Origin of the sequence: Pseudomonas sp. WS 5411 (assembly GCF_012985595.1) — a bacterium.
GTDB classification, from domain to species: domain Bacteria; phylum Pseudomonadota; class Gammaproteobacteria; order Pseudomonadales; family Pseudomonadaceae; genus Aquipseudomonas; species Aquipseudomonas shahriarae.
This window is the reverse complement of sequence record NZ_JAARMC010000026.1, coordinates 33601-59491: the sequence shown is the minus strand read 5'-3', so window position 1 is coordinate 59491 and position 25891 is coordinate 33601. Positions and strand designations below refer to the sequence as shown.

Here is a 25891-nt window from a genome sequence, read left to right as displayed (position 1 = left end):
TTCCAAGATGGATCAAGACTAGCGGATTGGGCAGCACGGCGGGCAAGCAATTCCACGCCACTTGCCGTGGATCAATTGACCGGGCTGCTCGTCGGTGTCGAGCTTGAACACCTCGCTGATGTGCCGCTGGTACAAGCGGCCAAGATCCAGGGCCCTGCAGCCTTGGGCGAATTCGTGGGGCGCAACGGCGATCATCCCCCGCGCAGCGCCCGCCGACTGCAGCCGTGATTCGCCGGGATAGTGTTGCGCACGCGCTTCATCCGCAGAAAAGTTCTGCAGCGCCATGTGCAACAAACTCTGTTGTTCCAGCGTGACCGACCTCACGTACTCCAACGGCAACACATCTGTCTCATAGGCATAGACTGCGCGCACAAACAGATCCTTTCTCGGCTCCACCGTGACCTGCCACTGTGCCTGGCAGTAAGCCTTCAACCGCTCATAGCAGAACTCATCCAGCGGGCGCAATGACCGCAAGCGATCTGCGACCGCCGCGCGCGCCTCTTCAGCCCTCGCGCCATCAGTTTCCAATGCCTCCAGCACACCTTGCGGGGCATTGATCATCCAGCCCGGCAGGCGCTTTTGCAGGACCTCGGCCTTGGCCAGATCGCCGGTCATTTCGAGCAAGGCGGCTTGCAACTGGTGCTGCGTCAACTGCGTGAATGTGTGGGTTAAATCGTCCTGTACCGACATCAGCAATGTCCCTTATTGCCTAGGATTGAACGCCTAACGATACCCTGCGCCAACCCGCCGGATTAACGCTGATTGTTGATCGAATCGGGGGCTATCGCCGGGAGTTTTTCCATGTATGAAGTAGCCGGCTAACACCCGGTTCAACCCTGCCCCCCGTGATCGACTAGAATGGCCGCCTTGTCTTTGCCGAGTTGCCCATGAACCCCGTACAGCCCAATGCCCAGCTCGACTGGGACGACCAGGGACGCCCACGCTCGCGGGTGTTCGACGACGTGTATTTCTCCGACAAGTCGGGCCTGGATGAAACCCGCTACGTGTTCCTCGAGCAGAACCGCCTGCAGGAGCGGTTTGCCGCGCTGCCCGTGGGCGGGCGCCTGGTAATCGGGGAAACGGGGTTTGGCACCGGGCTGAACTTCCTGTGTGCCTGGCAGCTGTTTGAGCAACACGCGGTACCGGGCGCGCGCCTGCATTTTGTCAGCGTGGAAAAGTACCCGCTGCGCCACGCCGACCTGCAACGCGCCCTCGCCCTCTGGCCAGCGCTCAAGCCATTGGCTGACCAATTGCTGGCGCAGTACGTCGCCATTCATCAGGGCTTCCAGCGCCTGATCCTGGCGAACGGGCGCGTGACGCTGACCCTGCTGATCGGCGATGCCCTGGAGCAACTGCCGCAACTGGATGCGCAGATCGACGCCTGGTTTCTCGACGGTTTTGCCCCGGCGAAAAACCCCGACATGTGGACCGCCGAACTGTTCGCCGAGCTGGCACGGCTGGCGGCCCCGGGCTCGACCATCAGCACCTTTACCAGCACCGGCTGGGTGCGGCGCCTGCTCAACAGCGCCGGGTTCAAGATGAAGCGCACACCGGGCATCGGTCACAAGTGGGAAATCCTGCGCGGCGAGTTTCTCGGTTGGCCGGCCGACGCGCCGCTACCGGCCCCGATCAAGCCCTGGTTCGCCAGGCCGACGGCCCTCAAGGGAGAGCGCCGCGCCCTGGTGATCGGCGGCGGCATGGCCGGCTGTACCAGTGCTGCGAGCCTGGCCGCACGGGGCTGGCAGGTGAGCCTGCTGGAACGCCATGAAGGCCTGGCCCAGGAGGCCTCGGGTAATCCGCAAGGGGTGCTCTACCTCAAGCTGTCAGCCCACGGCACCGCCTTGTCGCAGATGATTGTCAGCGGCTTCGGGCATACCCGGCGCCTGCTGGAACACCTGCAACGAGGGGTGGATTGGGACGCTTGTGGCGTGCTGCAACTGGCGTTCAACGCCAAGGAGGCCGAACGCCAGGCCCAATTGGCCCAGGCATTTGCTCCGGACTTGCTGCACCTGCTGGACAGGGATCAGGCCCAGGCCCGAGCCGGGGTCGGCCTGGCGTATGGCGGGCTGTTTTTCCCCGAGGGTGGCTGGGTGCATCCGCCCGCCCTCTGCCAGTGGCAGGCACGCCAGCCGGGCATCACCGTGCACGTGCTGCATGAAGCCCTGGAACTGCGCAAGGTAGACGAGCAATGGCAGGCCTGGGACGGTGACAGGTTGCTGGCCAGCGCTCCCGTGGTGGTGCTGGCCGGGGCGGCCGAGGTCAAGCGTTTTGCCGCCAGTGCCGAGCTGCCCCTTAAACGTATTCGCGGGCAAATCACCCGGTTGCCGCAGACCACCGACAGCCAGGCGCTGGCCACGGTGGTCTGTGCCGAAGGGTATGTCGCGCCGGTCCGCCTGGGCGAGCACACCCTGGGCGCCAGCTTTGATTTCAAGAGTGATGACCTGGCGCCGACCGCTGCCGAGCATGCCGGTAACCTGGCGCTGCTGCAGGAGATTTCCCCGGACCTGGCCCAGCGCCTGCGCGCCGACAGCCTGTCCCCACACACCCTGGAGGGGCGCGCCGCGTTTCGTTGCACCAGCCCGGACTATCTGCCGATTGTCGGGCCGCTGGTCGATCCCCAGGCGTTTGCCCAGGCCTATGACGCCCTGCGCAAGGACGCCCGGCATACGCCGGACATCGCCTGCCCATGGCTGGACGGCCTGTACGTCAACAGCGGCCACGGCTCACGGGGCCTGATCACCGCTCCCCTGTGCGCCGAACTGTTGGCCGCGTGGCTGGACAACGAACCGCTGCCCCTGCCCCGCAGTGTCGCCGAGGCCTGTCATCCGAGTCGCTTCGCCCTACGCGCGTTAATTCGCAGCAACGTGACGAAAAAACCTCAGTGAGCACTCCCTCAAACGGCCGGCGTTAACTCGCAGGAGCCCAGGTCGTCGAGTTTCAACGCCTCATGGGTCAGGCGTTCAAGCTCGGCGAGCTCCGCCTTTTCCTGCTCATCCTGTATCTGGCTCATCTGACTCCGGTAGTCGGCGTCAGCCAGCGTCTCTCGCTGCGCCCACACCGCCTCGACGCGCTCACCGAAGGGCCGGTTCAGGGTGTCGAATGAACCGCTATGGATGCGCCGCAGATAACTGCTCCAAAACGGCAGCTTTACCACATACTTCAACAACTGCGGAGAAAGCTCAGCCATCTTCAACTGCATTTCAGCGAGCGTCAGCATATGCTCGGTCACCCCACCGAGACTGGCATAGCGCATATGGCGGGGTTGCCCGGGCAGATGAAAGCGCCCGGCCAACCCGGTGCGATAAGCCAGGCTGACCTCCAGCGGATCCAGCATCGGGTGCTCGGCGCTATGGCTGCGGGCCATATGCTCCAGCCGGTCGAGGCGAAACAACCCCTTGGCCAGCCTCAAGAGCGGCTTGGCCGTGACCTGACCGCCCGCCACCTGCTGCGAAGCCTGGTGGATTTCAACCAGCACTTCCAGATTACTGAAACTCACTGCAGCAGCATCATCACAGTTCAGGGGCGTGGCCGCCCGTTCAAAGATCTCTTCGCGCAGCCGGGTATCCATCGCCGCGGCGTCCAGCACGCGCCAGACCCGGCGGCCCATGTCCTCCTGCACGTGGGAGGTATCTGCGACACTGCCCAGGCCGGCCAGCAGCTTGAACAGAGCGTCGGAGCCCAGCTCATCCTTGAGTCCCGTCCAGGTCTCGACCCGCTCGGCGTAACGCGCCACGCGCTCATCCCCCAACCATAAGTCCCGGGCGGTCTGCTCATTGAGCCGGGCGATATCGTCCTCCATAAAGCCCATGCCCACGCCAAGGGTGTCCCGGTAGTTCTGCAACAGCAGGCGGCTGGGGGAGTCCAGCGGGTTATGGCGCAGGTTGATGATTTCAGCGTGCTGGCGTGGCACCTCGAACAACCACTGCGGCAAGGTGGCGAGATCATTTTCCCGCAGGTCCAGGTGCTCCAGATAAGGCAGACGCATAAAGCCGGAGGGCAAGCGCTGAAGCCGGCAATTGCGCAAGACCAGGTGACGCAACTCAAACATGTTGCTGACCAGCGGCGGGTCTACCAGGGGGTTGTTGCTCAGGTCCAATACCGTCAACCCTCGCAGGTCACCGAGTTTGGTACGCGTATATTCCGTCAGTTGCAGTTGGTTATTGGCCAGGTACAGCCGACGAAGGTGCTTCATCTGCTGCAGCACTTCCGGCAGTCGTGTCACCTGGTTGTCCGTCAACTCCAGAGTATTCAAGCCTTTGAAATGCTTGAGGAAATAACCAACATCATCGTTGAGCCCCATGTTCCTTAACGACAACTGGCGAACATGCTCGAACTGGACTTCGGGCGGCAGGGTGGGCAATGCCCCGATCACCATGCCATCGAGGGAAAGATTCGGGACTTGCCGATGGGACTCATCCGGGATCAGCGAGGCATATTGCCAACTGCGCTCGATGAGCTGGACGGCCTGGTGACGGGCCAGGCGGTAGTCCCGCAGGGCAACGTCCGAGCGCCCCTGCCCGCCCCCCTCCCTGGCCCACACCTTGAGCGTTCGATGCAGTGCTTCATATTGCTGCTCAAGAGCACGCACGGCGTTGGCCCGGGACAGCGGATCGAGACCCAAGTCCTGCAAAAAGGTCGCTATGCGCCGCTCATCAAACAAGGGGTAGAGCTTGCGGACCTTGCGCACCAGGCCGGCGGGCTGTCGCGGCGGCTCCACGGGCATTGCTTGCACGCACGACACAGGAGGATCTTCGGGCACCGGCCGTTCCGGCCATAGATAACGGCTAATCCGGCGCCGCTCATCCTGGGCCTTGCCAATCAGGCTATTGCGCAAATGGCTGGCCCTGCCGCTCGCGGGCAACTGCAGCTGGTCGAGCTCAGCGGGGGGCAAACTGTTAAGCAACGCCTCATAGAACCCCTCCGGGCCCTCGGCCATCGGCCCCAGCGGCGCACCTTGTCCGTTGTAGGCGCGCCACCCCAGGTTCGACTGGACCAGCGTGCGAGTGGTGGCGGCAGATGCGTTGCCCACCTGCCCCATGACACTACCGTCCAAGCTCTCCTGGCGTATTTGCAGCAACACATCTTCGGGCCAGCCCGGAACCCGCGGCAGTAACCCCAGCGCTATACGCCGAGTGGCGTCGGTGGCCAGTTCCGGCAGGTACAGACCGCTCAGGGCATCGTCTTCGTTAAGTATTTCCAGGGTCTCCCGCACCCATTGGGCGATCCGCAAAGGCACCCGCCCGGTATCGCGCAGCCGCCAACGCTCGGCCGTGGAGGCCTGGGTCATGATTTCCCAGGCAAGCCGAATGGGCAGTTGCGGATAGCGATGCTTGAGCACGCCGTGATCGGTCTGGTCGGGAAAGTCGACATCGGCACGCAGCCTTTCGTAAACCGCCTGATGATTGTCCTTGAGTGAAGCGGTCAGCCGCCGCGCCAGCACCTCTTGCGCCTCTTCGGGGGGGAAGGTGCCGCCGAGCAGGCGCGCGGTCTCCTCGGGGTCGAGGGCCTCCAGTAGGCTGGACAGGACTTGCCCGTGTTTCAGATGCCCCGTGGTGATGTGGATGCTCAGGTCTTCGTAGTCGAAAGGCGCGGTGTCGGGGTGACGCTCCAGCAGGTACCCCTGCTCGTCCAGCAGTTCGAAAAACCGCCCCTGGGGCCAGCCTTCCATCAGCGGCAGGGCCAGCATCTGCACACGCGTGGTCGCCGCGTCGAGCGGTGCCTGATGCTCCATCTGCCAGATCAGGTCGCGAACCTCCTGATTCTGCCTGAAGCGCAGCGCACGTTCGCGCAAGCGCTCCGGCAATGGCAGGTTTTGCCTGGCTATTTGCTGCAGGCGGGGCAAGGTCGCGTCAGTGATGGCGGCGATATCCCGTAGATGCCCGGCTGGAAGGGTACCGAGGCTGGGGTCCAGTCGGCCCAGGACATAGTCCGGGTTCTGCCATTCTTGCGGTTGTTCGAACGAGAACTGCCAACCGCCCTGGTAGTTGTGGACCAGGGGCGGTCGATACGCTGAATCACGCAGCGGATGTCGGGCCCGCCAGCGGCCGGTACCGGAGTCAAAGACAACCGAGTAGGTCGAACCGTCGACATTGACGTAGGACTGGCCGTGAGCCTGGTAGACCCCACGGGGACTGGCAACCGTCCCTTCGAGCGAGACGGTGTGGCGGTACGGCTCGGTGCGGCTGCGCCACAAGCGCGTGGTTCTATCCGGCATGCGCACCGCCTCGAACCGTTCGTAAAACCCCGAAGCCGGCGGCGTGGTTCTCCAGAGCCGGCCGGCCACTTTTGCACCCGCCGCGAACAACGCCATGGCCGCGAGGTTCTCAGCAATGTTCGTCAGGTGCCGAAGGGCACCGAGTTTGTCCTGGTGTACCCAGTCATCCACCCCTTCGAACACTTCCCCAAGCAGTTGCCCGACCGCCACGCCCGTCATCAACTGGCCCAGTACCGGCACCACAAACGCGGCGACGTTGAGTACCGTCAAGCCCGCATCCAGGTAATCCTGGGTGCGCTGGCGGCGTGCGTCGTCATCGGCCTGGGCATTGGGAACGGCGAGCACACGGGCATCAATCTGGATTTTGCCGACACCGGCATTAAAAAAGAACGTCGAAAAATTATCCGTTACAGGTAGCGGTTCTACGCGCACCAGGAGGTTGTACTGCTCAAACCGCTGAAAAAAACCGAAACGCTCGGACTCGTCCAGGTAGCCCATGAAGAAGTGTCGGTAACGACTCACGTGGAGCTTGAGGCTGAGGTAAAGCTTGAACTGCTCCAGGGACACGTAGCGGTACCACGGCCGCACGGGCTCATTGGGCATGTACACCACGATCGGGCCGTTGGAAAACCCATCGGGGGAGGCGCCGGAAAACACCAGCACGCCCCACAGGCACGCCCCGTCGATGTTCAAGCCTTGCCAGGTCAGCGGTTGGTTGTTGAACCACCGTTGCCGGGTGCTGCTGGCGGGCATGTCCGCCTTGACCAGGCCCAGCAACAGCTCACGGGTCGGTTGATCAATATCGCCTTTGGCATAGGCGATCTGCAGGTCGATCAGCATATCCATGCACCGGGACTGACCCATCGTCCTCACCGCCGGGCTATAGCCGCCGTCCGGGTCCGTCAGGTTGAACACCTCGCGCACATGGGTTTGATAGGCCTCCCCCAGATTCAGCTCGCGGCAGTAGCCGATAAATGTCTGGGCGCTGATATCTTGCGCAACCCTGCGCTTAGCCCCAACGCGGACCACGGCATTGATCGGTATGCCTCCCGGTTCGGCCCCGGCCTGGGAAAAATTCTGCATCGCCGCTTGCAGCAGGCTGTGTTTCTCCAGAGTAACGGTCTGCACCAGCATGCCGCCCAGGTCCGGATTGACTCCCCTGAAGGTACGCCTGGGGAGCTCCAGCGAGTCGTTCTCGATATCCAGCTGGGTGTGGCCTTTGGCGGCCAGAAACGCCGTGAGGCGTTCGGCACAGAACGTGCCCAGGGGGGTCAGACGGCTCAGCAGCCGTTGCAGGTTTGCCTTGGGCCGCTCGCTGTCGGCATACGCCTGCTCTATGGCCTGGAGTGCCTGGGGGTCGGCCTTGACCAGCCAGGCGGGCAACGTGTCATGCAAGACCTGCGCTTTATCCAGGTCGCCGGTGCTGTCCAGCAGCGCCTTCATCAATTCGTCCGAGGTCACAGGCTGCACAGCCTGGCTCAGCTTTGCTGTTTGCGTCATTCGCAACGGTCCTTAATCGCGTTGAACATGACGCATCACCATAAGCTCCCCTGCACCGCAGAAGGGTTCAAATAGCTGGGGGGTTGCCCTTGGAAACGCGCCACTATTTGCATCCGAGCCAGACCTAATTACCTCCACTTTGCCCCGCGCCCCACGGGCCGCAGAACGGCGTGCGCGGGGGAGCGGCCGTTTGCCATATAACTTATTGATCTAAAACTCCAGGTATAGCCTCGGGTCAGTCCTTGGGTACCCGCCGTTTTGGCGCGTGCCTTTTACCCCCTCCCCAACGGAAAAACCGGTAAGGACTTTATGTGCGGATTAGCTGGAGAACTGCGTTTCGATCATCAACCTGCCGACCTGGCAGCGGTGGAGCGAATCACCCATCACCTGGCCCCACGCGGACCTGACGCGTGGGGCTTCCATGCCCAAGGGCCGATTGCCCTGGGCCATCGTCGCCTGAAAATCATGGACCTGTCGGACGGCTCGGCCCAACCGATGGTCGACGCCCAACTGGGCCTGTCCCTGGCGTTCAACGGCGCGATCTACAACTTCCCGGAACTGCGCACCGAGCTTGAAGCCCTGGGCTACGCCTTCTATTCCGGCGGTGACACCGAAGTGCTGCTCAAGGGCTATCACGCCTGGGGCGAAGCCTTGCTGCCCAAGCTCAACGGCATGTTTGCCTTTGCCATCTGGGAGCGCGACAGCCAGCGCCTGTTCATCGCCCGCGACCGCCTGGGCGTCAAGCCGTTGTACCTGTCGCGCACCGGCCAGCGCTTGCGCTTTGCCTCGGCGTTGCCGGCGTTGCTCAAGGGCGGCGATATCAACCCGATCCTCGACCCGGTGGCGCTCAATCACTACCTGAATTTCCACGCCGTGGTGCCGGCACCGCGCACCTTGTTGGCGGGCATCGAAAAGCTGCCGCCGGCCACCTGGATGCGGATCGAGGCCAACGGTAAGACCGAGCAGAAAACCTGGTGGACCCTGCCCTACGGCCCCCATGACGATGAAAAACACCTGACCCTGGAAGACTGGACCGACCGCGTGCTCGACAGCACCCGCGAAGCCGTGGCGATTCGCCAACGCGCGGCGGTGGATGTCGGCGTGCTGCTGTCGGGCGGTGTGGATTCGAGCATGCTGGTGGGCCTGTTGCGCGAAGTCGGCGTACAGGATCTGTCGACCTTCTCCATCGGCTTTGAAGATGCCGGCGGCGAGCGTGGCGATGAGTTCCAGTACTCCGACCTGATCGCCAAGCACTACGGCACGCGGCACCACCAACTGCGTATCGCCGAAAGCGAAATCATCGAGCAACTGCCGGCCGCGTTCCGCGCCATGAGCGAGCCAATGGTCAGCCATGACTGCATTGCCTTCTATTTACTGTCGCGGGAAGTGGCCAAGCATTGCAAGGTGGTGCAAAGCGGCCAGGGCGCCGATGAGCTGTTCGCCGGTTACCACTGGTACCCGCAAGTGGACGGCGCCAGCGACCCGTATGCGGCCTATCGCGAGGCCTTCTTCGACCGCAGCTACGACGACTACGCGGCCACCGTCGCCCCGCAATGGCTGACCGCCAATGACGCCGCCGGCGACTTTGTGCGCGAGCATTTCGCCCAGCCCGGCGCCGAGGCGGCTGTGGATAAGGCCCTGCGCCTGGACAGCACGGTGATGCTGGTGGACGACCCGGTCAAGCGTGTGGATAACATGACCATGGCCTGGGGCCTGGAAGCGCGCACGCCGTTTCTCGACTACCGCCTGGTGGAGTTGTCGGCGCGGGTGCCGGGCCAATTCAAGCTGCCGGACGGTGGCAAGCAAGTGCTCAAGGAAGCTGCGCGCCGGGTGATCCCCAGTGCGGTGATCGACCGTAAGAAAGGCTACTTCCCGGTGCCCGGCCTCAAGCATTTGCAGGGCGACACCCTGAACTGGGTGCGTGACCTGTTGCTGGACCCGAGCCAGGATCGTGGTCTGTTCAACCCGGCGATGCTCGACCGTCTGCTCACTGACCCCCAAGGGCAATTGACCCCGCTGCGCGGCTCCAAGCTGTGGCAATTGGCGGCGCTGAACCTGTGGCTCAGCGAACAAGGAATCTGATTGATGAAACCTCACGCCACGGCCTACAGCCAACGCCTGCTGCGCGGCCAGGCGCCGTCCTACGAGCGCCTGCAAGCGCGCCTGGCCGAAGACGGCAGCGAACCAAGCGCCCAGCCCATCGCCGTGCATTGCGGATGGGGCCGCTTATTGATTGGCCATACCTTCCCCGACCCGGCGAGCCTGGCCCTGGAGCTGCTCAACGAGCAGCCCGGGGAACGGGATATCGCCCTGTATGTGGCCGCGCCCCAGCAGATCCTCGGGATTGATCCGCAACAGTTGTTCCTCGACCCCTCCGATACCTTGCGCCTGTGGTTCACCGACTACCGGCCGGCCACCCGGGTGTTCCGTGGCTTTCGCATTCGCCGGGTACAGAGCGAAGCCGACTGGCAGGCAGTCAATCGCCTGTACCAGGGGCGCGGCATGTTGCCGGTGGATGCCAACCTGTTGACCCCGCGCCATCAAGGCGGCCCGGTGTACTGGCTGGCCGAGGATGAAGACAGCGGCGCGATAATCGGCAGCGTCATGGGCCTCAATCACCATAAAGCCTTCCATGACCCGGAACACGGCAGCAGCCTCTGGTGCCTGGCCGTCGACCCGCAATGCTCGCGGCCCGGCGTCGGCGAAGTGCTGGTGCGCCACCTGATCGAGCACTTTATGAGCCGGGGCCTTAGTTACCTGGACCTGTCGGTGCTGCACGACAATCGCCAGGCCAAGAGCCTGTACGCCAAGCTCGGTTTTCGCGCCCTCACCACCTTTGCCATCAAGCGCAAGAACGGTATCAACCAGCCGCTGTTCCTTGGGCCGGGGCCGCAGGCGGGGTTCAATCCCTATGCACGGATCATTGTCGAAGAGGCGCACCGGCGCGGTATTGATGTGCAGGTGGACGATGCCGCAGCCGGGCTGTTCACCCTCAGCCATGGCGGGCGCCGGGTGCGCTGCCGGGAGTCATTGAGCGACCTGACCAGTGCGATCAGCATGAGCCTGTGCCAGGACAAGAGCCTGACCCACAAGGTCTTGAGCGCCGCCGGCTTGAAATTGCCAGCGCAACAACTGGCAGCCAGCGCCGACGACAACCTGGAGTTTCTCGACGAACACCAGCGCATCGTGGTCAAGCCGCTGGACGGAGAACAGGGCCAGGGCGTGGCCGTGGATTTGCAGACCATCGAAGAAGTGCAAGGCGCCATCGAAGCGGCGCGCCAGTTCGACTCCCGGGTTTTGCTGGAGAGTTTCCACGAGGGCCTGGACCTGCGCATCCTGGTGATTGGTTTTGAAGTGGTGGCTGCCGCGATCCGGCGCCCGGCGCAGGTGATCGGCGACGGCAAGCACAGCGTCGGCGCCTTGATCGAAGTGCAGAGCCGACGCCGCCAGGCGGCCACAGACGGCGAGAGCAAGATCCCGATGGATGACGAAACCCTGCGCACCCTGAAGGCGGCAGGATATGACTACGACAGCATCCTGCCTTCGGGTGAAGTGCTGGCGGTACGGCGCACTGCCAACCTGCACACTGGGGGCTGCCTGGAAGATGTCACGGCGATTCTGCATCCGACGCTGGTGGATGCTGCCGTGCGTGCGGCACGTGCCCTGGATATTCCGGTGGTCGGCCTCGACTTGATGGTGCCGGCCGCTGACCAGCCGGAGTACGTATTTATCGAAGCCAATGAACGGGCCGGCCTGGCCAACCATGAACCACAGCCCACGGCAGAACGGTTTGTGGATTTGTTGTTCCCCCACAGTCAAACCACGGCTTGAGACATGAGCTGACTGGACGGGCCTCATCGCGGGCAAGCCCGCTCCCACAGGTTGCTGTGAGCTGGCTTGCCTGCGATGAGGCCAGCCCGGCCAACAAATCCCCAAGCCCCTCATCGAAACCATCGATGCCCTCAACTCATCAGGAGTTTCCATGACCCGAACCATCCCCGAACCGGATCTCAACTACCTGCAAAAAGTGCTGCTGGAAATGCTCGCCATCCCCAGCCCCACCGGTTTTACCGACACCATCGTGCGCTACGTCGCCGAACGCCTGGAAGAACTGGGCATCCCGTTTGAAATGACCCGCCGCGGTACGATCCGCGCCACCCTCAAGGGCCAGAAAAACAGCCCGGACCGTGCCGTCTCCGCGCACCTGGACACCATTGGCGCCGCCGTACGGGCGATCAAGGACAATGGCCGCCTGACCCTGGCCCCGGTGGGTTGCTGGTCCAGCCGCTTTGCCGAAGGCAGCCGCGTCAGCCTGTTCACCGATAATGGCGTGATCCGTGGCAGCGTGCTGCCGCTGATGGCCTCCGGGCATGCCTTCAACACCGCCGTGGATGAAATGCCGATCAGTTGGGACCATATCGAACTGCGCCTGGACGCCTACTGCGCCACCCGCGCCGATTGCGACTCCCTGGGGATCAGCGTCGGTGACTTCGTGGCGTTCGACCCGCTGCCGGAATTCACCGAAAGCGGCCATATCAGCGCCCGCCACCTGGACGACAAAGCCGGGGTCGCGGCCTTGCTGGCGGCGCTCAAGGCCATCGTCGACAGCGGCGAACCGTTGCTGATCGACTGTCATCCGCTGTTCACTATCACTGAAGAAACCGGCAGCGGCGCGGCGGCGGCCCTACCCTGGGATGTCAGCGAATTCGTCGGCATCGACATTGCCCCGGTCGCCCCCGGCCAGCACTCCAGCGAACATGCAGTGAGCGTGGCGATGCAGGACTCCGGCGGCCCTTACGACTATCACCTGTCCCGGCACCTGCTGCACCTGGCGGCGGAAAACGACCTGCCAGTACGCCGTGACCTGTTTCGCTATTACTTCAGCGACGCGCACTCGGCGGTCACCGCCGGCCACGATATCCGCACCGCGTTGCTCGCATTTGGCTGCGATGCGACCCATGGTTACGAGCGCACCCATATCGACAGCCTGGCGGCCTTGAGCCGCCTGCTGGGCGCCTACATCCTCAGCCCGCCGGTATTTGCCAGCGATGCGCAACCGGCCCAGGGCTCCCTGGACCGCTTCAGTCATCAACTGGAACATGAAACACAAATGGAGAGCGACACCCGCGTGCCCTCGGTGGACAGCCTGGTCGGACAGAAATCCTGAGGCTGGCAACTATGATCCCGGCACAGTAGGATCGCCGGGATCCACCATTTGAGGCTTGTATGCTGATTCCCTACGATGCACTTGAAGTCGACACCCTGACCCGCCTCATTGAAGACTTCGTGACCCGCGACGGCACCGACAACGGCGACGACACGCCCCTGGAAACCCGGGTACTGCGCGTGCGCCAGGCGTTGACCAAGGGTCAGGCGCTGATTGTTTTCGACCCTGAAAGCGAGCAGTGCCAGTTGATGCTCAAGCACGACGTGCCCAAGCACCTGTTCGACTAAGGGTTGGGCACCGCCACCGCCTGCCCCTGCAGGCGGCGGATCTTTTCGTAGACCTCCGCCCGGTGCACATTGACCCCTGCGGGCGCTTGCACACCGAGTTTCACCTGGAGGCTGTTGACCTCCAGGATCCGCAGGGTGATGTGATCGCCGATGGAAATGATTTCGCCTACCGCGCGGCTAAGTACCAGCATGGCGTGTGTCCTTTGGAAAGTTACCGGACCGCGACCATGCGCCCTCCCCTACGAGCCATCAATGACCTGCCAGATAAACAGATCCGCCCTACAACCCAGAGTTGGATTTACTGACAGACGAATATCAAACAGCCCAGTAGGAGCGCAAAAATATAAACGCATTGTTTATATCCCTCAGCCTTTGACCGACTGTGCCTTGGCGCGCATTTTTTCCGACATGCTGGTCATCTCGTCATACAGCAATTGCGGGTTTTTCTGTTTCAGCGCCCAGGCCATGCGTCCCTGTTCGTGGGGCAGGATCATGAACTCACCGGCGGCCACACGCTGGTAGATGTAATCGGCAATGTCTGCCGCACTGATCGGCGAGCTTTCCAACAGTTTGCCGACCTGGGCCTTCATCGCCGGGGTGGGGCCGCGGAACGAGTCCAGCAGGTTAGTCTGGAAGAACGACGGGCACACCACGTGCACCCCGACTTCCTGCTGCTTGAGCTCCACCAGCAGGCTTTCCGAAAGCGCCACCACACCGGCCTTGGCCACGTTGTAGTTACTCATGGCCGGGCCTTGCATCAGGGCCGCCATGGAGGCGATGTTGATGATCCGGCCCTTGCTCTTTTCCAGCAGCGGCAGGAAGGCCTTGCAGCCCTTGACCACCCCCATCAGGTTGATTGCGATCTGCCAGTCCCAATCCTCCAGGGACAGCTCGCTGAAGAACCCACCGGAGGCGACCCCGGCGTTGTTGACGATCACGTCGATGCCGCCCAGCTTGACCTCGCAGGCCTGGGCAAAGGCGGTGAGCTGGCTGTAGTCACGCACGTCACAGCGCTGGATAAACCCGTCGCCACCGGCCTGGCGCACCCGCGCGAGGGTTTCCTGCAAGCCCGGCTCGCTGACATCCGACAAGGCCAGCTGCCAGCCCTCGCGGGCCCAGCGCAGAGCGATTTCGCGACCCAGGCCGGATCCGGCGCCAGTGATCATCATGCGATTTTGCATAGGAAGTAGCCTTGTGATTCAGGGAAGAAGTACGCGCCAGTGTAGCGAAGGTTATTCACCGCCCCATGCACCATCAAGTTGCTGAATGCCCGGGGCAAACCAAAGGCCCGGTCGGATGCCGGGGCGTGGGGTAAGTTCAATCTTTTTAAACTAAGTGCGCAACAACACAACAATTAAAAACGAAATAAGCCAGCGGCCAAATCGGATTAAAAAAACAGGGAATTTTCTGCAAAGTGCAGGAGTCGGATTGATTAAGGCGGCCGTTTTAAAGGTGCGGCTCTGACAATTAACAATCAGGTCTTTTCAGAAGACGAATAAGGAAAACAAACTATGAGCCTCATTCTTATCATTGTTCTGATCCTCCTGCTGGTCGGCGGCCTGCCGGTATTCCCGCACTCGCGTAACTGGGGTTATGGGCCGTCGGGTATTCTCGGTACGGTGCTGGTGGTGCTGTTGATTCTGTTGTTGCTGGGCAAGATATAACCCCCCAGCGTTAAAAAAGATGCAAAAAAAAGAGGCCTTGAAGAAGGCCTCTTTTTTATTGCCGGGCGATTAGTCCGGCTTGCCGTCTACCACGCCTGCGGTGTTATCCAGCAGGCTCTTGGTCGCGGTTTGCAGGAACGACTCAAGTTTCTGCTTGAGTTGCGCCTCATCCGCCGACTCGGGAATTACCTTGCCGGTCGGGTTGGCGCCCAGTTCGTATTGCCACAGTTTCGGTGGCATTTCCTTGGGCAGTACCAACACACGGTCGGCAGTGAGCAACGCCACGGTCTGGTCGCTGCCCGAGGGCTTGATCACGCCAAAGCCCTTGTCGCCTTCCGGCAAGTTGAGCAGGTCGCGGCCCCAGCACTGGTGGCGGGTTTCACCGCCCAGGCGGCCCATGATGGTCGGCACGATGTCGATCTGCGTGCCCACGGTGTGGTCACGCACGCCGAACTTGTCCTGCACGCCCGGTGCGATCAGCAGCAGCGGCACGTTGAAGCGCCCCAGGTCCATTTCGGTGATCTGTTGCTCGTTACCGAAACCATGGTCGCCGACGATCACAAACAGGGTGTCCTTGAAGTACGGCTCCTTACGGGCCTTCTCGAAGAACTGGCCCAGGGCCCAGTCGGAGTAGCGCATGGCCGTCAAATGCTCGTTGAGACGGCCACGATCAGTCACCGGCTCGACCGGCAACGGCGTCGGCAAGGCGTACGGCGTGTGGTTGGACAGGGTTTGCAGCAGGGCGTAGAACGGCTTGCCGCCTTCGCGCGCCTTCAGCTCCTGCAGGCCCCGGTCGAACATGTCCTGGTCGGACACGCCCCAGGTAGGATCGGAGAACACCGGGTCGACGAAGTCATTGCGGCCAATGAAGTTGGTCATGCCCTGGTTGCTGAAGAAGCCCGACTGGTTGTCCCAGGCGAAGTCGCCGTTGTAGACATACACGTCGTCAAAATCACGGGCGCTGAGCAACTGCGGCAAGCCCGACAGCTTGTGGCTGCCTTCCGGGGTCTGCATCAGGTATTCGAAGCCTGGCAGGTTCGGGAAGCAGGCCATGGTGGCGAACATGCCCTGGTGGGTATGGGTACCATTGGAGAAGAAACGGTCGAACAGCAGGCCTTCCTTGGTCAACTCGTCGAAGTACGGCGTGATTTTGCCGCCACTGCCCAGGGCGCCCACCGAGTGACCGGCGAAGCTTTCCATCAGGATCACCACGACGTTCTTGATCGGCAGGGTCTTCTCGGCCGGCGGCGTGAAGTCACGGCGCACGGCGGCAGTGTCGGTATCCACCAGTTTTTCGTCAGGCAGCACCAGCATGTCACGCACGGTCTGGGTCGCCAGTGGCTGCTCCAGGGTGGCTTTCCAGACGTTCTCACGGTGCTCGGAGAAGCGCGCCTTGGCTGCACCGATCAGCGACAACGTACCGTTGAGGCCGAGGTGGTTGGCGAAGTTCGAGTCGGTGGTGTACACGTCACCCCAACGCAGTGGCGGACCCTGGCGCAGGGTGCCACGCGCGGCGACCACGGCAATCAGCAGGCACACCACGAACACCGCGATGCGGCTGTACCACGGCGCGACCTGGCGGGTGCCGACGGTGCCACCGCTGAACGGGCCACGGGGGCGCGTCGCACGGTCGGCGCCCTTGAAGGCGATGCTCAGGATAAAGGTACCGACGGCCCAGCCCAGCAGGTAGCGCACCACCGGGAAACCGTACCAGAGCATGCTCATCACGGTTTTCGGGTCTTCCTTGACGTACTGGAAGACCAGGCCGTTAAGGCGCTGGTGGAACTCGCGGTAGAAGTCCATCTCCATCAGGCCAAGGAACAGCGCGATGCTGGAGACCACGGTCAGCCACAACCGGAAGAACCCACGGGCGGCCATGGCGCGCACGCTGAACAGGGCCAGGATCAGCGGGATGCTCAGGTACACCACCAGGCGCAAGTCCAGGCGCAGGCCATTGACGAACGCTTCAAGGAAGGTCGAGGCCGGGGTGTCGAGCATCATGTCGCTGTTGTATACCAACAGTCCCAGGCGCAGCAGGGAGAGCATCACCATCATGACCAGGGCGCAAAGCAGCGTGTAGGCCAGGTGGGACTTGACGGTCGGTTGCAGCAGACGAGTAGAAGCTCGCTGCTGATTCAGGGCGTCCGGGTTTGCCATGTTGTTTGAGGACCCATTGGAAGTTTAAGTGGCGAAAGAATGCAGCGGCGTCCTGCCCCGGCCAATAAAGGCTCAGGGTCCAGGGTATTACGCGGTGGGCAGATGGTGCCCGATCAACGTCGGCAACGCTATTGATTACTCATTGCACAGCGCTCCTGGCGGCACAGACGGGCCTTGGCAGGAAAATAAGCGAGGGAATTGTCTTGGATGAAGTGTGAAAATTTTGTGCAGCGAATATCTAGACACAAAAATCTACAGAACACGCCGCAAACAAATGTGGGAGCGAGCCTGCTCGCGATAGCGGTGTGTCAGCCAATCAATCTGGTACTGATACACCGCTGTCGCGGGTAAGCGCGCTCCCACATTATTTATATGCTTGTGCCCGCAGAGGATCAGAGCCGCACGTTGCCCCGTGGCCCGGCGATGGCCCAGATAATCAGGCCCAATACCGGCAACAGCAGGATCAACAGGATCCACAACACTTTGGCCCCGGTGCTGGCGCCGCTTTTGAACACGTTGATGATCGCCCAGATATCCAGTGCCAGGATGATCAACCCGATCAGACCATTAAATGTGGAACCCATGGTGTCGCTCCTAAGTGAGGGCTTGCCTGTTTAGGATAGCCAGCCCTGGCCAGGGTTCCGTTTTATTTCAGACGTGGACGGCAATGCGCAGGGCTTCCAGGGACGGTTCGCCCTTGATCCCGACTTCGGCACACAATTCCAGCACCCGTGGCACGTCATTGCCATAGACCAGCACGGCCTGGATTTCGTCATCGAGCAACTGGCTGAAATTCATCAGGGTGTAGCCGCCGTTTTCCGGGTTCATGGCGCCGAGCTGGATCTGGATGCGATTAAGGGCCGTCAGCGCCTCGGTCTTGGCCAACTGCTTGGGCTTGAGGTTGAACGCAACGTCGGGACCAAAGGAGGCGACGATCTGGGCGAACAGGTCCTGGTAGGTGTCGGCCTGGAACAGCACCGTTTCCGGCAGGCTGCCGACCACAATCCACTCGCCCAGCGGGATGGGGAAGGTGTCGTCGTAGTTGATATCAGGGTTGGCCGCCAGGAACCCATCGGCATCGGCGTAGGCCTGGCTGGCCTCATCGGCGATCCGCACGATCTCGGCGTCGCCCAGGCAACCGGAACTGATTTTAGTGATGAGTTCGACGAGCGCGGTGTTCATGGGCGAATCCTGTGGCGAGGCTGATTTTGAGGGCGCAAAGCCTACACCAGTTTTTGCAACTGCGCCGTCGTATCCGCTGCCCCCATGGTCTGGGCCGCCACCAGGGCCGTTACCCCCTGGGCATCCGTGGCCTTGGGGTTGGCCCCCACACTGATCAGGTACTCGACCATTTCGGTGCGGTTGAACATCGCCGCCATCATCAGCGCCGTGCGGCCATCGGCAGAGGCGCCGTCAACCGGGGTGCCGCCTTCAATCAACGCCTTGACCACCGCCAGGTTGCCCTTGAACGCGGCACCGGCAATCGGCAGTTGGTTCTTGTCGTTGGCGATCTGCGGATCGGCCTTGAACTCCAGCAGCACTTTCACCGCCTCAGCGTGCCCGTGATAGGCGGACAACATCAACAAGGTATCGCCATTGTGATTGCGCAGATTCACCGGCAAGCCCTTGGCCAGCAGCGCAGCCAGCATGGCGGCATCACCGCGGCGGGCCACGTCGAAGACCTGCTCGGCAAATTCGGCGGCTTCTTCTTCGGTCATTTGTTTGGCTTGATCAGACATCTGCGGCTCCCTGTGGGGTGTGGCGTAAGGCCGTCAGTTTCCCGAGCAGCGCCGCGCCTGTCACCCCTTTTTTGCCGAAAGCCACAATAGCCAGGTTCTATCGAGCCGCCCTAGTAGCGATATTTTCCACTCTGGATATCCGCCAGCACCTGCACGGTCACTGGCACATAGGTATCGCTGCCCGGTAACCAGGCGTAGAGCGGATCGTCCCCCACCTTGTGCGGGTCGAAGGCCTCTTCCTTAAGGCGGACCTTCTGGTACTTAAAGGTGCCAGTGGTTTCCATCTTCACCTTGACCCGCAGGAACAGCGGCACCGCATAGGCCGGCATCTGGCTCTGGGCGAATTGCAGCAACGCCTGCATATCCAGGGTGGCCAGGGATTCGGACGGGGTAATCGCCGCCATCCCGGCGCGGCCATTGGTGTTGGCGATTTCCACGCCGTAGGCCACCGCCTCGGTGATCTGCGGGTGCTGCATAAAGATGTTTTCCACCTCGGTGGTGGAGACGTTCTCGCCCTTCCAGCGATAGGTGTCGCCCAGACGGTCCACGAACTGCGCATGGCCAAAGCCAATGCTGCGCAACAGATCGCCGGTGTTGAAGTAGCGGTCGCCCTTTTCGAACACGTCGCTCAAGACCACCTTGCGGTTTTTTTCCGGGTCGGTGTAGCCATCGAACGGCGCCTTGTCGTCGATCCTGGCCAGCAGCAGGCCCTGGCCGCCCTTCTGCACTTCACGCATAAAACCATTGCTGCCACGGATCGGCTCGCAAGTGTCGTGGGCGTAGTCCACCAGCGCCCAGTGCATCAGGGAAAAGCCGATGGTGTTGTCGAAATTCAGCACGTTGGTGAAGCCGATATTGCCGTCACTGGCGGCGTACAACTCGCAGATATGCCCCACACCAAAACGCTCCTTGAACGGCCCCCACACTCCCGGACGCAAGCCGTTGCCGATCATCTTCACCACTCGGTTGTCGCGGTCGCGTTCGCTGGGCGGCTGGTCCATCAGGTAGCGGCATAATTCGCCGACATAGCCCAGGGTGGTCGCGTTGAATTTGCGCACATCGTCCCAGAACTGGCTGGCGCTGAACTTGCGGCGGATGGCAAACCCCGACGCGCCGGCAATCGCCGAACCCCAACACACACAGAGCCCGGTGGCGTGGTACAGCGGCAGAGTGCAATAGACGACGTCCTCCGGCCCCATATCCAGAGCGATGGTGCCGAAGCTGGCCGAGGATTTCATCCAGCGCCCATGCTTGAAGATACCGGCCTTGGGCAAACCGGTGGTGCCGGAGGTGTAGATATAGAAGCACGGGTCGTTGAAGTAGATTTGTTGGCTGCTGGCCGGGTTATCCGTGGAACAGTCTGCGCTGGCGGCCATCAGGTCGATATAGCCCTGGGGCACAGGCGCCACCTGTTGATCGGCGACATACCAGGTGCGCTGCGGATCAATCGCCACCTGCTCACGTACCGCGTCGTAGGCGTCGACCAGTTCGGCGCCGACCACAATTGCCACCGGGTTGACCAGGGTCAGGCTATGCACCAGCACCGCCTGGGTCTGCGCGGTATTGAGCATGGCGCAGATGCCGCCGACCTTGGCCACCGCCAGCACGGTCAACAGCAGTTCGGGACGGTTTTCAATAAACAGCGCGACCACATCACCCTTGCCAATGCCTTGGGCCTGCAGATGATGGGCGATGCGATTGGCGTGCTGGTTGGCCTGGCGGTAGCTGAGCACCTGGTCGCCAAACAACAGCGCGGCGCCTTCGGGGTTGCGCTGGGTGGCCTGTTCGAAGGTCCAGCCCAGGCCGCACGGCTGGTCGGGATCAGTGATATTGGCGACACGGATACCGCGCACCAACCGTGGCAGGGCCCGGACAATGGTCGGCACCTTACGCAACATCATGCCGAGGGTAATCATCTCGCTATGGGAATTGCTCATGCACAGAAGTCCTTTTTCTTATTATTCGTAGGGTCCACGGGCCTTCATGCGGTGTAGGACCATTCCTGAATGCCTTGCAGGAAAATACGCCAGCCATTCCTTGGCTGTACACGCGGGATTTGCAATGTTTTGTATCCCAGGCACCGGTGACGCACGATACCGTTCGTCATCGCCCAATAGCGCAAAATGCAGGATGCACGATGGCCATTCATGCATATTGCACGAAAGTGAAAAGTTCGATTTTTCTCAAGCTATTGATTTATATCGTTTTTATATAAATCGCGATACTGGCACAATCACTGCACCTATCACTCCATGCCGCACAACACGAGCCAATGGAGCCGATAGACATGAGCCTGATCCAAGATAAATTCGCTTCTGTATTCTCCGCCTACGACGTCACCACCCAGGCGCGCCCTGACGGTGGGATCCTGCTGACCCTGCGCAACACCGAGGGCAAGCAGATCAAACGCTCGATCTCGTACCAGCAGCTGCACACTGCCGACCAACTGACCTGGGTCATCAGCGCTATCCGCCGCGACCTGGCAGAACAAGCCAGCGAGTTGCCGCAGATTTCGATGTTGCAAAGCCAGCACCGCTTTGCCCTGCCGACCTACCATTCGGCATAAGTACCACTGCGTTTCCCAGGGCCGTGAAGCCGTTGCGCTTCACGGCCCTTTTTTATCCGCACAACCCGCGCCTGATCGCTTCACTCACCGCCTGGACCCGGTTATTGACGTGCAACTTGCCGTAGATATTGCGCAGGTGAAACTTCACCGTGGCCTGTGAGACACAGCGAATCCGGCTGATTTCCCACACTGTCTTGCCCTCCGTGGCCCAGCGCAGTATTTCCAACTCCTTGGCCGTCAGTGGCTTATCCGGCAACGACTGTGCGTCGCCTGCCCTGTCGTCGCACGCCTGCTCACAAACATCTGTTGCCACACTGACCGCCGGCCCAGGTACGGATGGGGTGGGCTCCTCTGGACTGCTCATGCTGCCTCTCTCTTTCGTAGTGGTTTGCACTGTCAATATTCGGACAACTCCTATTGACAGATAGGTACACAGCGACGGGAGAGTTACATAAAGCCAAGGGTTAACACATCGACCCTCAGACAAATAGCTGGAACTTACAAACTATAGAGTCCATTCCCACAAACTTATCCAACTTGAGCATATTGAATAAGTTTGCGGATAGTGAACTAAGGTCAATCATCCAGCCCCGGGAAACCTTGGGCGATCCCGCTGCCGGTCACTTGCGCCTCAGCCCCGGACGCCGTCTGGAACAGACTGATCGCGACCACACGCGGCTCCTCCCCCAGGTCAAACCAGCGTGGCATGCCGGCCGGTATGCGCAGCAGGTCGTGTTTTTCGCAGAGCACCGTGTAGACATAGTCGCCGATATGCAGGCCGAGCAAACCACGGCCGGCGGCGAACAAGCGGATCTCATCAGCCCCGTGGTAATGCTCATCGCGCAAACCTGCGGCAAGGGCAACCTTTTGCGGGTGCTCGCGGTTCACGCTCAACACTTGCACCTGCGCGTAGCCCTGTGCCGTCATCCAGCTGTCAATTTGCGCTTGGTACGCCGCCGTCACTTCGGCGGCACTGGCGCCGGCCTCGACACGGGTGCTGGCCTGCCAGCGTTCGAAGCCCACGCCCTGCTCGGCCAGGGTCGAGGCAATATCGTCAGCGTGGGTCAAGACCTTGTTCGGGGTGTCCGGGGTAGAAAGGTGATAAACGCAAAGAATGCTCATAAAAGGGGTCCTCGGGCGGTAAGAGTCTGCAGATGATGGGCCGGGCTCACGGCTGCTCCTCGGGCAAGCGCAGCGCCATGATCAACGCGGCGGCCAGGGCCGCGAGGCTGGCGATACTGAAGGTCAGGGTCGGCCCCAACTGGTTCCAGCTGTACCCGGAATACAAGGCGCCGAGCGCGCCGCCGGTGCCGGCCAGCGCCGCATACAAGGCCTGGCCCTGGCCTTGCTGGCGCGCACCGAAGCTGCGCTGCACAAATTGAATGGCCGCCGCATGAAAGCTGCCAAAGGTCGCGGCATGCAGCACCTGGGCGAGCAACAGCACCCACAGGAATTCGGCGAATGACCCCAGCAACAGCCAGCGTAACGCGGCCAACAGGAAACTGGCCACCAGCACCCGGCGCACCGAGAAGCGCGTGAGAATCCGGCTCATGGCCATGAACATCAACACCTCCGCCACCACACCCAAGGCCCACAGCAGGCCGATCACACCGCGGCTGTAACCGAGGTTTTCCAGGTGCAGGGTGAGGAAGGTGTAGTACGGGCCGTGGCTCATTTGCATCAACGCGACACAGGCGTAAAACGCCAGCACGCCAGGGCTGCGCAGTTGCCGCAGGAAGCCGTCGCCGGCACCGCGACCACCGGTGGCAGCCGGCTGGGCATTGGGCACCCACCAACTGGCACCGATGATGCCGGCCATGATCAACACGATCGCCACCGGGTAGATGTCCAGGCTCAGGGCCTCGAACAGGCGCCCCAGGGCGACGACGGCAAGGATAAACCCGACGGAGCCCCATAAGCGGACCTGGCTGTAGCGCGAGGTCTGACCTTGCAGGTGCGCCAGGGTGATGACCTCGAACTGCGGCAGCACCGCATGCCAGAAGAACGCGTGCAGGGCCATCACCAATGCCAGCCAGGCATAGCTCTGGCTGACAAAGATCAGCGAAAAACTGAGCAGCGTGCACACCGCGCCAAACCGCACAATGGCCAGGCGCCGCCCGGTGTAGTCACCCAGCCAGCCCCAGATATTGGGGGCCACGCAGCGCATCAGCATCGGGATTGCGACCAACTCGCCAATGCGCGCGCTGGAGAACCCCAGATGATGGAAGTACAGCGCCAGGAACGGCGCCGTCGCCCCCAGCAGGGCGAAATAGAACAGATAGAAGCTGGAAAGTCGCCAGTACGGGAGCGCTGTCACGGTCAGACCGTCACAGCTGGCCCAGCACCGGAGTAGTCACGCGCACATCGGCATTCTGCCCACGGTGCCGCAGCAGATGATCCATCAGCACAATGGCCATCATTGCTTCGGCAATCGGCGTGGCGCGGATGCCGACGCAAGGGTCATGGCGGCCCTTGGTAATCACATCCACCGGGTTGCCATGCACATCAATCGAACGCCCCGGCGTGGTGATGCTCGAGGTCGGCTTGAGTGCCAGGTGCGCCACAATCGGCTGGCCGGACGAGATACCGCCGAGAATGCCACCCGCATTGTTGCTGACAAAACCTTCGGGGGTCAGCTCATCGCGGTGCTCGGTGCCGCGCTGGGCGACACAGGCGAAGCCGGCGCCGATTTCCACGCCCTTGACCGCGTTGATGCTCATCAGCGCGTGGGCCAGTTCGGCGTCCAGGCGGTCGAAAATCGGCTCGCCCAGGCCCGGCATCACCCCTTCGGCGACCACCGTGATTTTCGCGCCCACCGAATCCTGGTCGCGGCGCAACTGGTCCATATAGGCTTCCAGTTCCGGCACCTTGTCCGGGTCGGGGCTGAAGAAAGCGTTGTCTTGCACGCTGTCCCAGGTCTTGAACGGGATTTCGATCGGGCCCAGTTGGCTCATGTAGCCACGAATCAGGATGCCCTGGGTTGCCAGGTACTTCTTGGCAATGGCTCCGGCGGCCACGCGCATCGCGGTTTCCCGCGCCGAACTGCGGCCACCGCCACGGTAGTCGCGCTCGCCGTATTTATGGTGGTAGGTGTAGTCGGCGTGGGCCGGGCGGAACAGATCCTTGATCGCCGAGTAGTCCTTGGACTTCTGGTCAGTGTTGCGGATCAGCAGGCCGATGGCGCAACCGGTAGTGCGACCCTCGAACACGCCGGAGAGGATCTCGACTTCGTCGGGCTCCTGGCGCTGGGTGGTGTGGCGGCTGGTGCCGGGCTTGCGGCGGTCGAGGTCGCGCTGCAGGTCGTCCAGGGACAGCTCAAGGCCGGGCGGGCAGCCGTCGACAATGGCGACCAACGCCGGACCATGGCTTTCGCCCGCGGTGGTGACAGTGAACAGCTTGCCGTAGGTATTGCCGGACATGCAGAGCGCTCCGTGAAATCAGTTGAATCAACTCAACCGTGATAACTAAGCGCGCCAGTATACGCAGGCTCACCCAGTAGTTCATCCTCGAAACCTTCCCGGTAGACGTTGGTCCAACCGGCACCTTCCTCATGATGGCGCGATGATGCTGCGAGTTTTGCTGTTTACCCTCACCCTGTTCTGTAGCGTCGCCCACGCCGCCAGCCCTGTCGTACTGCAACGGCCCATCAGCCTGGACACCGGCAGCGGCGAGCTGTTTGGCTCATTACTGCTGCCCCAATCCGACAAACCCGTGCCTGTAGTGCTGATCATTGCAGGCTCCGGCCCCACCGACCGCAACGGCAACAGTGCCGAAGGCGCGCGCAATGACAGCCTCAAGCGCCTGGCCTGGGTGCTGGCGCGCCATAACATTGCCAGCGTGCGCTACGACAAACGCGGCGTGGCCGCCAGCCTCAAGGCCACGCCAGACGAGCGCGACCTGACGCTAGACGCCTATGTGGCCGACGCCGTGGCCTGGGGCAAATCGCTCAAGGCCGATCCGCGCTTCGGGCCCCTGGTGGTGCTGGGGCACAGTGAAGGCGCATTGGTGGCTGCCCTCGCCGCCCCTGAACTCAACCCCGACGGGGTGATTTCCCTGTCCGGCAGCGCCCGCCCGGTGGACCAGGTGATTCGCCAGCAATTGGCGGATCACCTGCCGCCGGCCCTGCTGCTGCGCAGCAATCAGATCCTCGACCGGCTAAAGGCCGGCCAGGTGGATGCTGATGTGCCGGGCCCGCTGCAGGGTATTTTCCGTCCCAGCGTGCAGCCGTACCTGATCAGCCTGTTTCGTGCGGACCCCGCAGCGGCGTTCGCCCGCCTGACAATGCCGGCCCTGATTGTCCAGGGCACCACCGACCTGCAAGTAGGGGTCGCCGATGCCCAGAAGCTCAAGCAGGCCAAACCCGACGCCGAACTGGCGGTGATTCCCGGCATGAACCACGTCATGCGCATCGTGCCCAACGATGTGAAGCAGCAGTTGAGCTCCTACAACAATCCACAATTGCCCCTCGCCGATGCGCTGGGTAGGCGTCTGGTTAGCTTTATCGACGGACTTCGCCACCGATAACCCACTATTTACCCTCCAGTCCTGGAAAGAACGGCCGATAAGCACAAGGTCGACAGCAAAAAGCCTGTCGACT

At 62.0% G+C, this 25891-nt stretch carries 21 protein-coding genes; 8 read left to right on the top strand and 13 right to left on the bottom strand.

Annotated elements, in window-relative coordinates; genetic code table 11:
• Positions 1–18: 18 nt before the first annotated feature.
• Positions 19–690: a DUF6543 domain-containing protein gene (locus HBR93_RS23775; protein WP_169961210.1), complete on the bottom strand. Its 672-nt coding sequence runs from the start codon at positions 688–690 to the stop codon at positions 19–21.
• Between the two features lie 197 nt (positions 691–887).
• On the opposite strand from HBR93_RS23775, the gene mnmC reads away from it, so the two are divergent.
• The gene (gene mnmC, locus HBR93_RS23770) at positions 888–2885 is read left to right on the top strand and encodes a bifunctional tRNA (5-methylaminomethyl-2-thiouridine)(34)-methyltransferase MnmD/FAD-dependent 5-carboxymethylaminomethyl-2-thiouridine(34) oxidoreductase MnmC (RefSeq protein ID WP_169961209.1); all 1998 of its coding nucleotides are present in this window, start codon (positions 888–890) and stop codon (positions 2883–2885) included.
• Between the two features lie 8 nt (positions 2886–2893).
• Here mnmC and HBR93_RS23765 read toward each other — a convergent pair whose 3' ends face one another.
• Positions 2894–7714, bottom strand: coding sequence for an NEL-type E3 ubiquitin ligase domain-containing protein (locus HBR93_RS23765; protein WP_169961208.1), 4821 nt, complete (start codon positions 7712–7714; stop codon positions 2894–2896).
• Between the two features lie 309 nt (positions 7715–8023).
• Here HBR93_RS23765 and HBR93_RS23760 point away from each other — a divergent pair, with 309 nt between their 5' ends.
• From HBR93_RS23760 to HBR93_RS23745, 4 genes are all read left to right on the top strand, one after another.
• Positions 8024–9796, top strand: coding sequence for an N-acetylglutaminylglutamine amidotransferase (locus HBR93_RS23760; protein WP_115127813.1), 1773 nt, complete (start codon positions 8024–8026; stop codon positions 9794–9796).
• A 3-nt stretch (positions 9797–9799) separates the two neighbouring features.
• Positions 9800–11545, top strand: coding sequence for an N-acetylglutaminylglutamine synthetase (gene ngg, locus HBR93_RS23755; protein WP_169961207.1), 1746 nt, complete (start codon positions 9800–9802; stop codon positions 11543–11545).
• A gap of 151 nt (positions 11546–11696) precedes the next feature.
• Entirely contained in the window at positions 11697–12881 is a 1185-nt protein-coding gene (locus HBR93_RS23750; protein WP_115127811.1) for an osmoprotectant NAGGN system M42 family peptidase, read from the top strand.
• A 59-nt stretch (positions 12882–12940) separates the two neighbouring features.
• Positions 12941–13168, top strand: a complete 228-nt coding sequence (locus HBR93_RS23745; RefSeq protein ID WP_003192759.1) for a YheU family protein — start codon at positions 12941–12943, stop codon at positions 13166–13168.
• On the opposite strand, the gene csrA is transcribed toward HBR93_RS23745, so the two are convergent.
• The gene (gene csrA, locus HBR93_RS23740) at positions 13165–13359 is read right to left on the bottom strand and encodes a carbon storage regulator CsrA (protein WP_057440758.1); all 195 of its coding nucleotides are present in this window, start codon (positions 13357–13359) and stop codon (positions 13165–13167) included. The genes HBR93_RS23745 and csrA overlap by 4 nt on opposite strands.
• Before the next feature lie 174 nt (positions 13360–13533).
• Positions 13534–14349: an SDR family oxidoreductase gene (locus HBR93_RS23735; RefSeq protein WP_057440755.1), complete on the bottom strand. Its 816-nt coding sequence runs from the start codon at positions 14347–14349 to the stop codon at positions 13534–13536.
• A gap of 330 nt (positions 14350–14679) precedes the next feature.
• On the opposite strand from HBR93_RS23735, the gene HBR93_RS23730 reads away from it, so the two are divergent.
• Positions 14680–14832 (top strand): DUF3309 family protein, encoded by a 153-nt coding sequence (locus HBR93_RS23730; RefSeq protein WP_032863216.1) that lies wholly within the window; start codon positions 14680–14682, stop codon positions 14830–14832.
• 69 nt (positions 14833–14901) lie between these two features.
• Here HBR93_RS23730 and HBR93_RS23725 read toward each other — a convergent pair whose 3' ends face one another.
• The 5 genes from HBR93_RS23725 to HBR93_RS23705 form a co-directional block, all read right to left on the bottom strand.
• Positions 14902–16989, bottom strand: a complete 2088-nt coding sequence (locus tag HBR93_RS23725) for an LTA synthase family protein (protein ID WP_115127810.1) — start codon at positions 16987–16989, stop codon at positions 14902–14904.
• A gap of 392 nt (positions 16990–17381) precedes the next feature.
• Positions 17382–17573 (bottom strand): PLDc N-terminal domain-containing protein, encoded by a 192-nt coding sequence (locus HBR93_RS23720; protein ID WP_015885097.1) that lies wholly within the window; start codon positions 17571–17573, stop codon positions 17382–17384.
• A 67-nt stretch (positions 17574–17640) separates the two neighbouring features.
• On the bottom strand, positions 17641–18171 hold the full coding sequence (locus HBR93_RS23715) for a hypothetical protein (RefSeq protein ID WP_057440752.1): 531 nt from the start codon (positions 18169–18171) through the stop codon (positions 17641–17643).
• Positions 18172–18212: 41 nt separating this feature from the next.
• Positions 18213–18728 carry an ankyrin repeat domain-containing protein gene (locus HBR93_RS23710; protein WP_057440749.1) on the bottom strand — a complete coding sequence of 172 codons (516 nt, stop codon included), beginning with the start codon at positions 18726–18728 and terminating at the stop codon, positions 18213–18215.
• Positions 18729–18838: 110 nt separating this feature from the next.
• Positions 18839–20665, bottom strand: coding sequence for a long-chain-acyl-CoA synthetase (locus HBR93_RS23705; protein WP_057440747.1), 1827 nt, complete (start codon positions 20663–20665; stop codon positions 18839–18841).
• A 350-nt stretch (positions 20666–21015) separates the two neighbouring features.
• Here HBR93_RS23705 and HBR93_RS23700 point away from each other — a divergent pair, with 350 nt between their 5' ends.
• Positions 21016–21294, top strand: a complete 279-nt coding sequence (locus tag HBR93_RS23700; RefSeq protein ID WP_057440744.1) for a DUF3509 domain-containing protein — start codon at positions 21016–21018, stop codon at positions 21292–21294.
• A 52-nt stretch (positions 21295–21346) separates the two neighbouring features.
• On the opposite strand, the gene HBR93_RS23695 is transcribed toward HBR93_RS23700, so the two are convergent.
• The 4 genes from HBR93_RS23695 to aroC all read right to left on the bottom strand — a co-directional run bounded on the left by HBR93_RS23695 (position 21347) and on the right by aroC (position 24713).
• Entirely contained in the window at positions 21347–21658 is a 312-nt protein-coding gene (locus HBR93_RS23695) for a helix-turn-helix transcriptional regulator (RefSeq protein WP_081044200.1), read from the bottom strand.
• 212 nt (positions 21659–21870) lie between these two features.
• Positions 21871–22416: an acireductone dioxygenase gene (locus tag HBR93_RS23690; protein WP_169961206.1), complete on the bottom strand. Its 546-nt coding sequence runs from the start codon at positions 22414–22416 to the stop codon at positions 21871–21873.
• 46 nt (positions 22417–22462) lie between these two features.
• Positions 22463–23611, bottom strand: coding sequence for an MFS transporter (locus tag HBR93_RS23685; RefSeq protein ID WP_057440740.1), 1149 nt, complete (start codon positions 23609–23611; stop codon positions 22463–22465).
• Between the two features lie 10 nt (positions 23612–23621).
• On the bottom strand, positions 23622–24713 hold the full coding sequence (aroC, locus tag HBR93_RS23680) for a chorismate synthase (protein WP_057440738.1): 1092 nt from the start codon (positions 24711–24713) through the stop codon (positions 23622–23624).
• Between the two features lie 142 nt (positions 24714–24855).
• Here aroC and HBR93_RS23675 point away from each other — a divergent pair, with 142 nt between their 5' ends.
• Positions 24856–25818: an alpha/beta fold hydrolase gene (locus HBR93_RS23675; protein ID WP_169961205.1), complete on the top strand. Its 963-nt coding sequence runs from the start codon at positions 24856–24858 to the stop codon at positions 25816–25818.
• Positions 25819–25891: the final 73 nt, after the last annotated feature.

What these genes read in the sequence shown, in the direction of transcription:
- csrA (WP_057440758.1), bottom strand. Translation starts at nt 13,359, where the DNA reads ATGCTGGTACTTAGCCGCGCGGTAGGCGAAATCATTTCCATCGGCGAT.
- ngg (WP_169961207.1), top strand. Translation starts at nt 9,800, where the DNA reads ATGAAACCTCACGCCACGGCCTACAGCCAACGCCTGCTGCGCGGCCAG.
- HBR93_RS23690 (WP_169961206.1), bottom strand. Translation starts at nt 22,416, where the DNA reads ATGAGCATTCTTTGCGTTTATCACCTTTCTACCCCGGACACCCCGAAC.
- HBR93_RS23675 (WP_169961205.1), top strand. Translation starts at nt 24,856, where the DNA reads ATGATGCTGCGAGTTTTGCTGTTTACCCTCACCCTGTTCTGTAGCGTC.
- HBR93_RS23710 (WP_057440749.1), bottom strand. Translation starts at nt 18,728, where the DNA reads ATGTCTGATCAAGCCAAACAAATGACCGAAGAAGAAGCCGCCGAATTT.
- HBR93_RS23750 (WP_115127811.1), top strand. Translation starts at nt 11,697, where the DNA reads ATGACCCGAACCATCCCCGAACCGGATCTCAACTACCTGCAAAAAGTG.
- mnmC (WP_169961209.1), top strand. Translation starts at nt 888, where the DNA reads ATGAACCCCGTACAGCCCAATGCCCAGCTCGACTGGGACGACCAGGGA.
- HBR93_RS23705 (WP_057440747.1), bottom strand. Translation starts at nt 20,665, where the DNA reads ATGAGCAATTCCCATAGCGAGATGATTACCCTCGGCATGATGTTGCGT.
- HBR93_RS23765 (WP_169961208.1), bottom strand. Translation starts at nt 7,714, where the DNA reads ATGACGCAAACAGCAAAGCTGAGCCAGGCTGTGCAGCCTGTGACCTCG.
- HBR93_RS23745 (WP_003192759.1), top strand. Translation starts at nt 12,941, where the DNA reads ATGCTGATTCCCTACGATGCACTTGAAGTCGACACCCTGACCCGCCTC.
- HBR93_RS23730 (WP_032863216.1), top strand. Translation starts at nt 14,680, where the DNA reads ATGAGCCTCATTCTTATCATTGTTCTGATCCTCCTGCTGGTCGGCGGC.
- HBR93_RS23760 (WP_115127813.1), top strand. Translation starts at nt 8,024, where the DNA reads ATGTGCGGATTAGCTGGAGAACTGCGTTTCGATCATCAACCTGCCGAC.
- HBR93_RS23715 (WP_057440752.1), bottom strand. Translation starts at nt 18,171, where the DNA reads ATGAACACCGCGCTCGTCGAACTCATCACTAAAATCAGTTCCGGTTGC.
- HBR93_RS23695 (WP_081044200.1), bottom strand. Translation starts at nt 21,658, where the DNA reads ATGAGCAGTCCAGAGGAGCCCACCCCATCCGTACCTGGGCCGGCGGTC.
- HBR93_RS23725 (WP_115127810.1), bottom strand. Translation starts at nt 16,989, where the DNA reads ATGGCAAACCCGGACGCCCTGAATCAGCAGCGAGCTTCTACTCGTCTG.
- HBR93_RS23735 (WP_057440755.1), bottom strand. Translation starts at nt 14,349, where the DNA reads ATGCAAAATCGCATGATGATCACTGGCGCCGGATCCGGCCTGGGTCGC.
- HBR93_RS23775 (WP_169961210.1), bottom strand. Translation starts at nt 690, where the DNA reads ATGTCGGTACAGGACGATTTAACCCACACATTCACGCAGTTGACGCAG.
- aroC (WP_057440738.1), bottom strand. Translation starts at nt 24,713, where the DNA reads ATGTCCGGCAATACCTACGGCAAGCTGTTCACTGTCACCACCGCGGGC.
- HBR93_RS23700 (WP_057440744.1), top strand. Translation starts at nt 21,016, where the DNA reads ATGAGCCTGATCCAAGATAAATTCGCTTCTGTATTCTCCGCCTACGAC.
- HBR93_RS23720 (WP_015885097.1), bottom strand. Translation starts at nt 17,573, where the DNA reads ATGGGTTCCACATTTAATGGTCTGATCGGGTTGATCATCCTGGCACTG.